Source organism: Propionivibrio sp., from assembly GCF_049316945.1.
Taxonomy (GTDB): domain Bacteria; phylum Pseudomonadota; class Gammaproteobacteria; order Burkholderiales; family Rhodocyclaceae; genus Propionivibrio.
Genome location: NZ_JBMOJE010000013.1, coordinates 21,425 through 34,771 on the forward strand (window position 1 = coordinate 21,425; position 13,347 = coordinate 34,771).

A 13,347-nucleotide genomic window follows, 5' to 3' on the forward strand; every position below is an offset into this window, starting at 1 on the left:
TTTTTATATAATAGGCTGCAATCAATTGGAATCCGCTGATGGCAGAAGAAAGCGATCTCGAAAAAACAGAGCCTGCGTCATCCAGACGCCTTGAGCAGGCACGCGAGGAGGGGCAAGTCCCCCGCTCGCGAGAGATCGGTGCTTTTTTGATTCTGGTCGTTTCAGCGAGCGCTTTCTGGTTCGTCGGGCCATGGATGATGCAACGTACGACGGCCATTGTCAGGCGTGGCCTGACTCTTGAAGAGCCGTTGCTGCGCGATCCCCAGTTCATGCTGGTGCGTTTCGCCGATCTTTCCCTTGATGCTTTGCTATCCTTTGCGCCGCTGCTCCTGGCGCTGGTCATTGCCGCACTGATCTCCCCATTTTTTCTCGGTAGCTGGAATTTCTCACTGAAGGCGCTGAATCCCGATCTGGGGCGGCTGGATCCGCTCAAGGGGCTGGCTCGGCTGATTTCCTGGAACGGGCTGGTCGAACTCCTCAAAGCCGTCGCCAAAGCCTTGTTGGTCGGCGGTGTCGCCATCTGGGTATTGTGGAGCGAGCGCAACGAAATTTTCGCGATCTTTGGTCAGTCCATCGAGGTCGGTCTGACCAGCGCAGGTCATCTGGTCAATTACAGTTTTCTCATGATTGTCCTGGCGATGCTGCTGATCGTTGCCGTTGATGTGCCGTTCCAGCTCTGGCAATACTACGACAAACTGAAGATGAGCAAGGATGAGGTCAAGCAGGAAGGCAAGGAGATGGAGGGTGATCCCCAAGTCAAGGGGCGTATCCGGCAGCTACAGCGAGAGGCGGCACGCAAGCGCATGATGGGCGCGGTACCGACTGCCGATGTAATCGTCACCAACCCGACGCACTTTGCCGTCGCCCTGGCCTACAAGAGCGGTATGGGGGCACCGAAGGTGCTGGCCAAGGGAATGGGCGAGATTGCCCTGAAAATTCGTGAAATCGGCGCGGCGAACGGAGTGCCCATGCTTGAGGCACCGCCGTTGGCACGGGCGCTTTATCGCCATGCCGAAATCGATCAGGAAATCCCGTCAGCACTCTACGCGGCCGTGGCCGAGGTTCTCGCCTACGTCTATCAACTCGCCAACTGGCGGCAGGTCGGAGGCAACTACCCGATGCCGCCGCATGAAATTGCCGTTCCCGCCGAACTGGTACCCGAGGTGGTAAATGGCTAGCGCAACCATGATGCTACAGAGTTTCTTCGGGCGCTCAGGCCTGCAGCAACTGGCGGGCCCCGTACTCATCCTGCTGATCCTGTCGATGATGGTGCTGCCGCTGCCACCGTTCATGCTGGATCTGTTTTTCACCTTCAACATCGCGATTTCAATCATCGTCATGCTGGTGGCGATCAACGTGAAGAAGCCGCTCGACTTCTCGGTCTTTCCGACCGTTCTCCTGGTCACAACGCTGTTGCGCCTGTCGCTCAACGTGGCCTCAACGCGCATCGTGCTGCTCGAAGGGCATACCGGCCCGGGGGCTGCCGGCAAGGTGATCGAAGCCTTTGGCCACTTTCTGGTCGGCGGCAACTACGCCGTCGGTATCGTGGTGTTTGCAATTCTGGTGATCATAAATTTTATCGTGATTACCAAGGGTGCCGGCCGGGTTGCCGAAGTGGCGGCACGCTTCACCCTCGACGCGATGCCGGGCAAGCAGATGGCGATCGATGCCGACCTCAATGCCGGCCTGATTGGCGAGGACGAAGCGCGCAAGCGGCGCACCACGATTGCCGACGAAGCCAACTTTTTCGGCTCAATGGATGGCGCGTCGAAGTTCGTGCGCGGCGATGCCGTGGCCGGCATCCTGATCATGTTCATCAACGTCATCGGCGGCTTGTTTGTTGGCATGCTGCAGCACAACATGGACTTTGGAATAGCCGCCAAGACTTATACCCTGCTCGCCATTGGTGACGGTCTGGTCGCGCAGATACCTGCGCTGATCGTCTCGATCGCTGCCGGCATGGTCGTTACCCGGGTTGGCGACACCCAGGACATTTCCCAGCAGTTCATTTCCCAGCTTTTCAACAATCCCAAGGTGATCGGGCTGACTGCGGCCATCGTTGGTCTGCTCGGAATGATTCCCGGAATGCCGAATTTTGTTTTCCTGATGCTGGCGGCAGGCCTGGGAACAATGGCCTGGAATATGGACAAACGGATGCGGGAAGCCAAGCCGGTGCCGGTCATGGCGGCGCCGACGGTGGCTACAGAATCCCAGGAGGCGAGTTGGGCGGATGTATCGCCGCTTGACGTGCTTGGTCTGGAGGTCGGCTATCGGCTGATTCCGTTGGTCGACAAGGCGCAGGATGGCGAGTTGCTGCGGCGCATTCGCGGGATTCGCAAGAAGTTTGCCCAGGAAGTGGGCTTTCTCGTTTCCCCCGTACATATTCGCGACAATCTGGAACTGAAGCCCAATGCCTACCGGATTCTCCTCAAGGGCGTCGAGATTGGCCAGGGCGAGGCCTTCCCTGGCAACCTGCTGGCGATCAATCCAGGACGAGTAGCCGGCCAGTTGCCGGGCGCCGTAACCAAAGATCCGGCCTTCGGCTTGCCCGCCGTCTGGATCGACACCGCGCTGCGCGAGCAGGCACAGGCCTATGGCTACACCGTCGTTGATGCCAGCACCGTTACCGCGACGCATCTGAACCACCTGATTCTGTCGCACGCTGCTGAACTGCTGGGTCGCCAGGAAACGCAAGCGCTGCTCGATCATCTGGCAAAGGACATGCCGAAGCTCGTCGAAGATCTGGTGCCCAAGGTGCTGCAACTCGGCGTACTGCAAAAAGTCCTGCAAAACCTGCTCGAAGAAGACATCCATATTCGCGACATGCGTACCATCATCGAGACGCTTGCCGAGACGGCGACCCGCACGCAGGACGCCGAAGCGCTGACGGCGCAAGTGCGTATCGCGCTTGGCCGCTCAATCGTTCAGCAACTTTACCCGAGTGGTTCTGAAATGCAGGTCATGTCGCTTGATCCGCAACTCGAACGTATTCTTCTGCAAGCCATCGCCGGCGGTGGCGACAATGCCAGCATCGAGCCGAGTCTCGCCGATACGCTGATCCGCGAGACGTCGGCCGCCGCTCAGCGCCAGGAAGAACTCGGTTTGCCAGCCGTCCTGCTGGTTTCCGGCAATCTTCGCTTACTGCTGTCCCGATTCCTGCGGCGCGGCATTTCTCAATTGAAGGTCCTCGCCCACAGCGAAGTGCCTGAAAGCAAAATCATCAAGGTCACCTCGATCATTGGAGGTAAGGTATGAACGTCAGGAAATTCATCGCCGCTACGGCGCGCGACGCATTGCGCAAGGTCAAGGAGCTATTGGGGCCTGATGCGATCATCCTGTCCAACCGGGCCATTCCCGGGGGTGTCGAGATCATGGCGGTCGCCGCCGGTGATATGGAAATGATCGTTCCTACACCGGCCAGGGAAAATCCAAGGCCGCATGATGACTATACGGTTCGGCTTTCCTCACCGACCAGCAGCATGCCGCTCAAGGCAAGAGTAGCGCAACCCTCCCAACAGCCACCGCAATCATCATCGCAACAGCCACCGAAACTTCCACCTCAACTTCCACCATTGACTCCGCGTCCTGCACCGCAGCTTGACCGGCCATCCACTCCAGCGCAGGAAACGGCCAAGCCGCAGGCAGAAATTGTTCCAGCGGAGGTTATGGACGAAATCCGCTCACTGCGGAAAATGTTCGAGCAGCATCTGGCGGGCGCTGCCTGGGGGGAAAGCGCACGTTCGGAGCCGGTCAAAACGGAAATTCTTCGGCAGATGCTTGATGCCGGCTTCTCACCGCAGTTGGCCCGCGAACTGCTCATGCAATTGCCGCGTACACTCAATGCAACGGAGGCTCTGGCCTGGGTGAAGTCCGGCGCTGATCGATCTTTTCTGACCATCAATGCCGAGAATGACATTGTTGATCGCGGCGGCATCTATGCACTGGTCGGCCCGACCGGCGTTGGCAAAACGACGACCACCGCCAAGCTTGCTGCCCGCTGCGTGCTTCGTCATGGGGCCAGCAAGGTAGCGCTGGTAACCACGGACGGCTACCGTATCGGCGCTCACGAACAACTGCGGATCTATGGCCGTATTCTCGGCGTCTCGGTGCATCTGGTGAAGGATGCCGAGGAGTTGAAGCAGACCCTGTTCAATCTGCAACAGAAGCATATGGTACTGGTTGATACGATGGGCATGAGCCAGCGCGACCGAATGGTCGGGGAACAGGTGGCGATGTTTGGCAACAGCAACGTCAAACGCTTGCTGCTGCTTTCAGCCACTGGGCGCGGCGACACCCTTGACGACGTGGTGCGCGCCTATAACGGGCCTGATCTGGCCGGCTGCATCCTGAGCAAGGTTGACGAGGCAGCCAGCCTGGCCTCGGCGCTTGATGTCATTATTCGCCACGGCTTGCGCCTGCACTACGTCTCGAATGGCCAACGTGTTCCGGAAGACCTGCATCTGCCCAATCGCTCCTATCTGCTGCACCGGGCCTTCAAGGATGTGCCCGAGACCTCGCCGCATCGTCTTGACGGCCTTGAGCCGGGCTTGATGATGGCCAGTGCAGGTTCCGGCATGGCGGCCACCGGAGGCCGTCGTGGCTGAGTGTCACGGTGACCAGGCGGATGGATTGCGCCGCCTTTTTGGTCGCGAGCCGCCGCGCATCGTCACCTTCGCTGCGGGGAGTATCGGCGTCGGAAAGAGCATTCTGGTGGCCAATCTCGCGGCCTCGCTGGCTCGTCAGGGCAAGGAAGTCCTGATTCTGGACGAAAATATCAAGAATAACATCGCATCTTATTACGGTGCTCTGGCTCGCCACGACCTGTTACAGGTGATCTACCGTGAGAAAGTGCTTAATGAAGTGCTGTTAACGGTCGCGCCAGGTGTTCGCGTATTGCCAGCAGCCCGGGCGGTGAAGAAACTCGGCAAGTTGAGTCTTCATCAGCAGGAAGCCCTGATTGAAAGCATCACCGGCATGGAACATCCGGCCGATGTGATTCTGGTGGACGCCTCCCTTGATCACCCGCTCGGTTTTTCACCGCTTGGCCTGGCCGCTCACGATACGGTGATTGTCATATCGGCGACCAGTGCGTCGATTACCGATGCCTACGCCCTGATCAAGAAAGTCAGCCTGGGTTATTCGCGAAAAAACTTCAGGATTCTGGTGAATAAGGTGCGCGGTCTGGAAGAAGCGGAGGCGATACACGGCAATATTGCCCAGGTGACTCACAGTCGGGGACTGGCACGCCTTGAATACGCCGGCTTCGTACCGCTTGACGTACACCTGCGGCAGGCCGCACGCCTGTGTCAGCCCGTGCTGGGCTTATTCCCTGACGCACCCTCGGCAAAAGCGTATCGAACGATAGCCAGTGATCTGCTCAACTGGCCGTTGCCCGGAAATGAGGCCGGTGGGCTCGAACAATTCGTTCAACAACTGCTACACTTGAGCCAACACATCGATCCGATAGCCATTTACGCTTGATCCTTAAAACCTCAGTCTATCCACGAAAATCACGAAAGACACGAACAAAATCAGGAGCTTGATGTATTTTCTCTATTCACCTTTTGGGTGGCGAACTTCAACTTATTATCTCCTTGATTCTTTTCGTGCTTTTGGTGTTTTTCGTGGACGAACTGCTTTTTCTAGGTTGATAGCTCCAATACATGTATAACGCTGCTGGCCAGATTAACAAGGATCAGCTGGTACAGCGCTTCGCTCCGCTCGTAAAGCGTATCGCCTATCATCTGATGGCTCGATTGCCGTCCAGTGTCCAGGTCGACGATCTGGTTCAGAACGGCATGATGGGTTTGCTCGATGCCATAAACCGCTTTGAATCCGGGATGGGTGCCCAGTTTGAAACCTACGCAGCGCAACGTGTGCGGGGTGCCATGCTTGATGGTTTGCGCGAGAACGACTGGTTGCCGCGCAGTTTGCGCCGGGATTTTCGTCGCATTGAAGTCGCAATTTCTCAACTCGAACAAAAGCATGGGCGCCCACCAGCCGAGAAAGAACTGGCCGACGCGCTGGGTATGACATTGGTTGATTATCAAAAAATGCTTCAGGATGCACGCGGGCATCAACTCATTTCTTTTGAGGATATGGTTGAAGACGGCGAAGAAGATTTTCTCGAGCGGCATTTGACAGATACCTCGAACGAGCCGTCGAAGCTGCTCGAAGAAGAGAGTTTGCGACAGTTGCTGGTGCAGGGTATCGAATCCTTGCCCGAGCGTGAAAAACTGATGATGGCCCTATATTACGAGCAGGATCTCAATCTGCGCGAAATCGGCGCGGTCATGGGCGTGACGGAGTCACGCGTTTGCCAGTTGCACAGTCAAGCGGTGATCCGACTGCGAGCGCGGATTTTTGGTGAGGCCGGGATCAAGAAAAAGAAAGCCGGGCAGAATGGATAAAATTAGCGTTCTCGGATTGCTGCTCGGCATGGTAGCGATCGTCGGTGGGCAGATACTGGAAGGCGGCCATGTTGCTTCGTTATCGCAGCCTACCGCGTTGCTGATCGTTCTGGGAGGGACGATGGGCGCGGTCATGCTGCAAAGTCCCTATGCGACCTTTATGCGCGGCATGCGGATGGCTCGCTGGGTATGGTATCCACCGGTTGTTGATTATCTGCAGTTGATCAAGCAGGTGTCGAACTGGAGCCAAGTTTCCCGGCGTGAAGGTTTGCTGGCGCTGGAAGGCGTAATGAACCAACTGAAGGATGATTTTGCCCGCAAGGGCTTGCAACTGCTGGTTGACGGTGCAGAACCAGAGCGCTTGCGCGAGGTGCTGGAGGTTGAGATCAGCACCTTTGAAGAAGAAATGAAACTATCGGCAAAAATCTGGGACGCCGCCGGTGGTTACTCGCCAACCATTGGCATACTTGGAGCCGTAATGGGCCTGATACAAGTGATGGAGAATCTTTCCGACCCATCCAAGTTGGGGGCGGGTATAGCGGTCGCGTTTGTGGCGACGATCTACGGCGTGGGGTTGGCCAATCTTGTTTTTCTGCCGATGGCAAACAAGCTCAAGGCGCATATCAATCGTCTGGTCGTGCAGCGTGAAATGATTGTCGATGGGTTGGTCGGTATCGCCAACGGCGACAACCCGCGCATTATTGAAAGCCGCCTTCAGGGCTACATCTTTTAATTTATGGCTCGCCGAAAACGCGAAGAAGACCATCCCAACCACGATCGCTGGCTGGTTTCGTACGCCGATTTCATTACGCTCCTTTTTGCCTTCTTCGTGGTGATGTATGCGCTTTCGACGGTCAATGAGGGGAAGTATCGTATCCTCAGCGATTCGATGACCAGTGCCTTTCGCAACGTACAAATCAATACCTCGTCGCAGTTGATCACGCCGGTAGCCCCTGTAATTCCTGTAGCCTCGCCGATTCAGACAATTCAGCAGCAAAGCGTCATGAGCAAAGGGCAAGAAAAGACAAAACAGTTAGAGCGCGAAAAAATGCGCAATGTTGCCAAGGAGATTCTTGAAGTCATGGCGCCGCTCATCGAGCAAGGCAAGGTTCGGGTGATTGAAACGAACCGTGGGGTGACCATTGAAATCAACGACAGTATCTTGTTCTCACCCGGGCAGGCGCTACTGCAACCCCCTTTGGTCAAAGCCATGAGCGCCATTGCTGAGGTGCTGGTTCCGACGGATTTTCCGATTACCATTGAAGGCCACACCGACAATGTGCCGATCAAGACCCCGCAGTTTCCTTCCAATTGGGAACTCTCGGCGGTGCGAGCAACGACGGTTTTGCGCTTGTTTGCCGATTCCGGCGTGGCGCCCGAGCGTCTGACCGCGATAGGTTATGCCGATACGCGCCCCGTAGAGCCAAACCTGCTGGTTGATGGACGGGCGCGAAATCGCCGGGTGACCATTCTTATTGACTCGGCAATACCGGATAAAGGGAAAGAGGTTGATCTCGAATCTCAGTCGGCTCCGCCACCGTAAAACCGTAGCCGCAAGGGATTTGCAAATCGGGCTGCAGCCTGGGATAAGTCAGCACCAGCCAGCACCAGCCCAGCTACACGGCGTCGTTGATACGACGGATGCCTGAAGACTTCGATTGGCCATCAGGGCCATACAAATCGAGCGAGGTTTTCCCGCCCTGCAAGGCTTCTAACGCCCTGGCGTTATAGTGCATGCGCGTCCGGATCAACTCGCCGTTGAGACGATTCAACTCACGCGCCTCACCGGCCAGAGAAATGATTCTCGACCAGGCATCAACAGCCTCTTGTACCCCGGAATGGTTCGCACACCAAGCCTCAACGCCCGCACGATCAGCATCGAATCCTTGCGCGGCAAGTGCTGTGTTGCGTCGGGTAGCAAAACGGTTCAAATGCGCGGCAAGCGTTGCCTTTTTTTCTGCAAATGCCGGCAGGTCATTCGTCTTCCCGCTACTGAGATCAGTTTGCTCAAGCTTCAGCAGGTCAACAAACTGCTGAACCGTTTCTGCCTCAGCCACCAGTGCCTGTAAGAAGGCACTGGTCTCAGCGGTCATTGATGTTGCCAAAATCATGCCCGCCGCTGGGAATCCACAAGCTCTCTGGCGGAGGTAAGCAGACGGTCGGCAATAGCGCCGGCGTTAATCGTGAAGCGACCATCGGTTATGGCCTGCTTTATTTCAGAAACGCGAGCGGCATCAAAGGGTTGTTCGCCATCGGCTGCACGCATCTGCGCGGAAAGGCCACTTAATTTAACGTCGTCGACAACTGCCGACGCTGCATTGCTGGCGGAATGAACACGCGTCTCTTTGACCGGTGGGGCAGCGACGGGATTGGTTGAACTTTCGATCTTCATGGCTATGCCTCTAATGGATTACTTCTCAAGCGTTTTAACGACTTGTATCAGCGAAACTTTAGAACTATTTTCCCTGATAGGCCAAAGCAGTGCAAATCAATGCGAGACTTCCACGACGCCACCGGGTCGCGCAATGCCGTTGATCAATTGTCCGGAAGCCGTGCGCACCTGAACAATCTGTCCGGCAACTGCGTTGGTGAGCGCTATTCCCTCGCTGCTGACACTGAAGCCGGGGCCTTTTGAAACGGTTTTAACGCTCTGCCCCTGCTGGACAGCCCATGGGGCAAGCAATTGATCGCTGCGCAGTGGCTGCCCTGCGGGAAGCCTGTTTTTGACTGTTTTGCCGATGGCTTGTGACTGATCAGTGACGATACTGGCCGGGAGCGAACTGAGATCGCCGCTGCGGACAATAATATCGCTTGCAGTGAGCAAATAACCTGTCGGCAACGCCCGTGCGGTGATCAAGTAGTTGCCGGTAACGTTCACACTGACTGGAACATAGATCGTCCAGTTCGATGGGCCAAGGCAGCGAACGCCGACCGTTGATTTACCCCAGAGCCTGCCCCCGGCCGGCAGAAAGGGCTCGAAGGCGGAGCACTCCGACAACTGAGCGCGAGCATTGAGTTGGCCAATGCTGTAGGTGACGGTGCCGGGCAAGCCCTGCGTTTGCGTTCGCAGGTAGTCGTCCAGCGCGCTGTGCAGGGGGCTCTGAGCAAAAGAAAGCATCGGGGTCAGAAGTAATAGCCAAAAGACCCCGCAAACGGTGCGCAGAAGATGGCTCGGGCAGTGGAAATTCATGGCTCTATTTTGCCTGATCGCGGCGCGATAGCGAAGCACTCTGTTTTTTTCGGCCAGCGTAGCGTTCAGCAAAGCATTTGGCGAAGCGGCCCGGCAATATTTGCCGATCGTCCGGCAGAATTTGTTCAAATTTGCTCGGGAGTGTCCATTTCTGAGGGTTTTAATCCATGGCACAAGAATTGCGTTATTGAACCGGGTGCAACACTCAAACCGGAGTCGTCATGGTCAGTAAGCTTGATAATGCCTTTGCCTTCCAGCAACAAGCCCTTGGCTTGCGCACTCATCGGATGCAGATTCTGGCCGGCAATATTGCCAATGCCGACACGCCCAACTTCAAGGCGCGTGACTTTGATTTTTCCAGCGCCTTAAAAGAAGCGGTTGCCGGCCGCAGTGCTGGCAACCTGGCGATGGCCACCACCACCGCGCGGCATTTGACCGGCTCGCTGGACGACGGTCCGGCGCACCTCATGTACCGCACACCGTCGCAGGGCAGTGTCGATGGCAATACGGTGGATATGGATATCGAGCGTGCCCAGTTTTCCGAAAACGCCATTCAGCTTGAAGCTGGCGTGAGGTTTATCACGGGCAAATTCAAAACCCTGATGACGGCCATACAAGGACAATAATCATGAGCGTATTCAACGTTTTTCATATCGCCGGTAGCGCCATGACGGCGCAGGGCATGCGTCTGAACGCGGTGGCCAGCAACCTGGCCAACGCCGACAGCATTGCCGGGCCGGATGGCAAGCCTTATCGCGCCAAGCAAGTCGTATTTGAGGCAACGCCGTTGAACGGACCGGCGGCGCAGGGCGTGCGCGTCAAGCAAGTGGTCGAGGACGCCAGCCCGGGGCGCATGGTCTATGACCCGCGCAGCCCGGCGGCTGACGAGAAGGGCTACGTGATGATGCCGAACGTCAGCGTGGTCGACGAAATGGTCAACATGATTTCAGCATCGCGCTCGTACCAGACCAACGCCGAAGTGATGAATACCGCCAAGCAGTTGCTGCTCAAAGCACTGACGCTCGGCCAATAATAATTAAATTCCCAGGAGAAAAAACATGGCAACCGTGCAGTCGACAACTTCCGCCAGCGATATCTATGCTTCGCTGAACGCCTCAACAACGAGCAATTCATCGACTGCGACTTCGGCAACCGAAGATTCTCAGAATCGTTTTCTCAAGCTGCTGACCACGCAGTTGAAGAATCAGGATCCGCTCAATCCGATGGACAACGCCGAGATGACCAGTCAGTTGGCCCAGATGAGTACGGTTTCCGGCATCGAGAAACTCAATGCGACAATGAATGCGCTGGTCGATAGTGCTGGTAGTAGCCAGTCCATGCAGGCGGCTGCATTGATCGGCAAGAGTGTTCTGGTTCCCGGAACGCAGCTTTCACTGGCCTCGGGGCAGGCGTTTGGTGGCGTCAATCTGGCTAGTGCGGCTGATCAGGTGACCTTGACCATCAGCGATGCGAGCGGGAAAGTATTGCAGACCGAGAATCTCGGTGCGCGTGAGGCGGGTAACTTCAATTTCATGTGGGATGGACAAACCCAAGCTGGAGAAACTGCCGCCGATGGCGCCTACAAGTTTTCGGTCACGGCCACGCAGGGCGGCAACAATGTCGTGGCGGACGCACTTCAAGTTGGCACGGTTTCTGCTCTTGTTAGATCAGGCAGTGGATTCCTGCTCGATCTGGGCGCACTTGGAACAGTCGATTTCAAGAACGTGCAGCAGATACTCTAATAAAAGGGAGAGAAAAAAATGGCATTCCAACAAGGTCTGAGTGGATTAAACGCAGCTTCAAAAGCGCTTGATGTCACGAGCAATAACGTCGCCAATGCGGCTACGGTGGGCTTCAAGTCGGCCCAGGCTCACTTCGCTGATATTTTTGCTGCCTCGCTGGGGTCCGGTGGAAGCGCACCCGTTGGTATTGGAACATCGGTGGGCGCAGTTCAACAACAGTTTACTCAAGGGAATCTCACGACAACGAATAACCCGCTGGATATTTCCATCAATGGTAACGGCTTCTATCGCATGAGCGATAACGGTTCAATAACCTATAGTCGCGCCGGCCAGTTTCATCTGGACAAGAGTGGCTATGTTATTGATGATAGTGGGCGCCAGTTGACCGGTTACCTCGCAGTTCAGGGTACAACCGTCGTGTCGGCGCCAGTCCCGTTGCTATTGAGTTCAGCCAATATTGACCCGGTTGCCACGGGGGCAAGCGTTGGTGGGAGTTTTACAGGTGTGCAGGCCAGCCTCAATTTCGATTCGCGCGATTTAATCAAGACCGTACCGTTTGCATTTACTTCCGGGTCGGGCGGGATTGGTGGGGTGGTCGATCCGCTGAGTTACAACTTCTCGACATCGACTTCGGTCTACGATAGCTTGGGAAATGCGCACACTCTGACAATGTATGCCGTAAAAGGGTCTGCTGCCACTGACCCTTTGGATATTGCCGCCGTCACCGCAGCCAGCGCGGCTACTGCGGCTGCTGCCACTGCCGTAAATGCAGCTAATACGGCCGTTAGTGCTGGCGCCGCCGCCGCCGCCGCCGCCGCCGCCGTAATAGCAGTACCGCCTACCGGTACACAAGCAGCAGCAGATGCTGCTGCTGCTGCTGCCCTCGTTGCAGCTGCAGCCGCCACCACCGCAGCTGCAGCCGCCACCACCGCAGCTACAGCCGCCGACACTGCAGCAGCAGCTGTTGTCATTCCTGATGTTTATAGCAGGGCCGCGACGGCTGCAGCTTTGGCCGCTACGAGCGCTGCAGCCTACGCCACACCCGCAGCAGCCTTCGCCACCACCCCGGTCGCCCCGACTCCGGATGAACTATTGACAGGGACAGCAACTTCAGTACTCGACATCGCTACTGCCGATGCTACTGCAGCAGCTGCTTCCGCTTCCGCCTATCCATCGCAATGGAATATGTACACATCCCTCGATGGGACAAATCCAAGTAATATTAATGGTGGCACTCCACTGGTTCTCAAGTTTGATTCTTACGGGAAGATGGTTAATGCGCCATCTCAAGGTTCTCCACTAGTTATCAATCTCAATAAGGTGATGGCCGATCTGGGCCAGGCGAACAGTGCAGCAACTCCGTTCGAGTTCAATCTTGATTTTGCTTCCAGCACTCAGTTTGGTGCTGCCTTTGGTACCAACAATCTGCTGCAGGATGGGTATACCTCGGGTCGTTTGACAGGTGTCAATGTTGACCCGGGGGGGGCCGTTCGCGGTAACTACAGCAACGGACAATCTAAAAATTTGGGGCAGGTGGCTCTCGCCAGCTTCACCAATCCAAACGGACTGATTTCGCTCGGCGGCAGTCAGTGGGCGGAATCGTCAGCCTCTGGCACCGCGCTGGTCGGTGCGCCCAATACCGGGACGCTGGGTGTTTTGCAATCGGCGACCGTTGAAGAATCGAACGTCGATCTCACCGCCGAACTGGTCAATATGATCACCCAGCAGCGTAATTACCAGGCTAATGCGCAGTCGATCAAGACGCAGGATCAGCTCATGCAAACGCTGATCAATCTGCGTTAAGTTACAGCATGAGCCAAGTCAGGTAATGCACCTGTTTTTAAATAAAATATCCATTGATGCTTCGCTGATAAGCGCATGGATAGGCAATCTACAGAGGCTATGCCTGAAGAGCATTATTTTTATTTGCTCTCAGGCAAGTATGTTTGTAGAACGCCTATTGGTGTGGCTCACAGCGATGGTGCTTGAAATCGAAAAGGAGCAA

14 protein-coding genes are annotated in these 13,347 nt (G+C 56.1%); 11 read left to right on the forward strand and 3 right to left on the reverse strand.

From position 1 onward, the window contains the following. Positions 1-38: 38 nt before the first annotated feature. The 7 genes from flhB (at position 39) to motD (ending at position 7,953) form a co-directional block, all read left to right on the forward strand. Complete coding sequence (gene flhB / locus ACOYNV_RS04955; RefSeq protein WP_422898639.1) at positions 39-1,178, forward strand: flagellar biosynthesis protein FlhB; 1,140 nt, start codon at positions 39-41, stop codon at positions 1,176-1,178. Beyond that, on the forward strand, positions 1,171-3,255 hold the full coding sequence (gene flhA / locus ACOYNV_RS04960) for a flagellar biosynthesis protein FlhA (RefSeq protein WP_422898640.1): 2,085 nt from the start codon (positions 1,171-1,173) through the stop codon (positions 3,253-3,255). Before flhB ends, flhA begins: the two co-directional genes overlap by 8 nt. Continuing rightward, a complete protein-coding gene (gene flhF, locus ACOYNV_RS04965; RefSeq protein ID WP_422898641.1) occupies positions 3,252-4,604 on the forward strand; it encodes a flagellar biosynthesis protein FlhF in 1,353 nt (450 codons plus the stop codon). The genes flhA and flhF overlap by 4 nt, the downstream gene beginning before the upstream one ends. Continuing rightward, positions 4,597-5,481 (forward strand): MinD/ParA family ATP-binding protein, encoded by an 885-nt coding sequence (locus tag ACOYNV_RS04970; RefSeq protein WP_422898642.1) that lies wholly within the window; start codon positions 4,597-4,599, stop codon positions 5,479-5,481. The genes flhF and ACOYNV_RS04970 overlap by 8 nt, the downstream gene beginning before the upstream one ends. 182 nt (positions 5,482-5,663) lie before the next feature. Next, positions 5,664-6,410 carry an RNA polymerase sigma factor FliA gene (locus ACOYNV_RS04975; RefSeq protein ID WP_422898643.1) on the forward strand — a complete coding sequence of 249 codons (747 nt, stop codon included), beginning with the start codon at positions 5,664-5,666 and terminating at the stop codon, positions 6,408-6,410. Beyond that, on the forward strand, positions 6,403-7,143 hold the full coding sequence (locus tag ACOYNV_RS04980; RefSeq protein WP_422898644.1) for a flagellar motor protein: 741 nt from the start codon (positions 6,403-6,405) through the stop codon (positions 7,141-7,143). Before ACOYNV_RS04975 ends, ACOYNV_RS04980 begins: the two co-directional genes overlap by 8 nt. 3 nt (positions 7,144-7,146) lie before the next feature. After that, positions 7,147-7,953 carry a flagellar motor protein MotD gene (gene motD, locus ACOYNV_RS04985; protein WP_422898645.1) on the forward strand — a complete coding sequence of 269 codons (807 nt, stop codon included), beginning with the start codon at positions 7,147-7,149 and terminating at the stop codon, positions 7,951-7,953. Positions 7,954-8,026: 73 nt separating this feature from the next. Here motD and ACOYNV_RS04990 read toward each other — a convergent pair whose 3' ends face one another. The 3 genes from ACOYNV_RS04990 to flgA all read right to left on the reverse strand — a co-directional run bounded on the left by ACOYNV_RS04990 (position 8,027) and on the right by flgA (position 9,600). Then, positions 8,027-8,503: a flagella synthesis protein FlgN gene (locus tag ACOYNV_RS04990; RefSeq protein ID WP_422898646.1), complete on the reverse strand. Its 477-nt coding sequence runs from the start codon at positions 8,501-8,503 to the stop codon at positions 8,027-8,029. A gap of 14 nt (positions 8,504-8,517) precedes the next feature. After that, on the reverse strand, positions 8,518-8,802 hold the full coding sequence (gene flgM, locus ACOYNV_RS04995; RefSeq protein WP_422898647.1) for a flagellar biosynthesis anti-sigma factor FlgM: 285 nt from the start codon (positions 8,800-8,802) through the stop codon (positions 8,518-8,520). A 96-nt stretch (positions 8,803-8,898) separates the two neighbouring features. After that, complete coding sequence (flgA, locus tag ACOYNV_RS05000) at positions 8,899-9,600, reverse strand: flagellar basal body P-ring formation chaperone FlgA (RefSeq protein WP_422898648.1); 702 nt, start codon at positions 9,598-9,600, stop codon at positions 8,899-8,901. 221 nt (positions 9,601-9,821) lie between these two features. Here flgA and flgB point away from each other — a divergent pair, with 221 nt between their 5' ends. From flgB to ACOYNV_RS05020, 4 genes are read left to right on the forward strand one after another with little or no spacing between them, the layout of a single operon-like run. Next, entirely contained in the window at positions 9,822-10,226 is a 405-nt protein-coding gene (flgB, locus tag ACOYNV_RS05005) for a flagellar basal body rod protein FlgB (protein WP_422898649.1), read from the forward strand. A gap of 2 nt (positions 10,227-10,228) precedes the next feature. Continuing rightward, on the forward strand, positions 10,229-10,633 hold the full coding sequence (gene flgC / locus ACOYNV_RS05010) for a flagellar basal body rod protein FlgC (RefSeq protein ID WP_422898650.1): 405 nt from the start codon (positions 10,229-10,231) through the stop codon (positions 10,631-10,633). A 25-nt stretch (positions 10,634-10,658) separates the two neighbouring features. Further along, positions 10,659-11,342, forward strand: a complete 684-nt coding sequence (locus ACOYNV_RS05015; RefSeq protein ID WP_422898651.1) for a flagellar hook assembly protein FlgD — start codon at positions 10,659-10,661, stop codon at positions 11,340-11,342. An 18-nt stretch (positions 11,343-11,360) separates the two neighbouring features. Continuing rightward, entirely contained in the window at positions 11,361-13,145 is a 1,785-nt protein-coding gene (locus tag ACOYNV_RS05020; protein ID WP_422898652.1) for a flagellar hook protein FlgE, read from the forward strand. Positions 13,146-13,347: the final 202 nt, after the last annotated feature.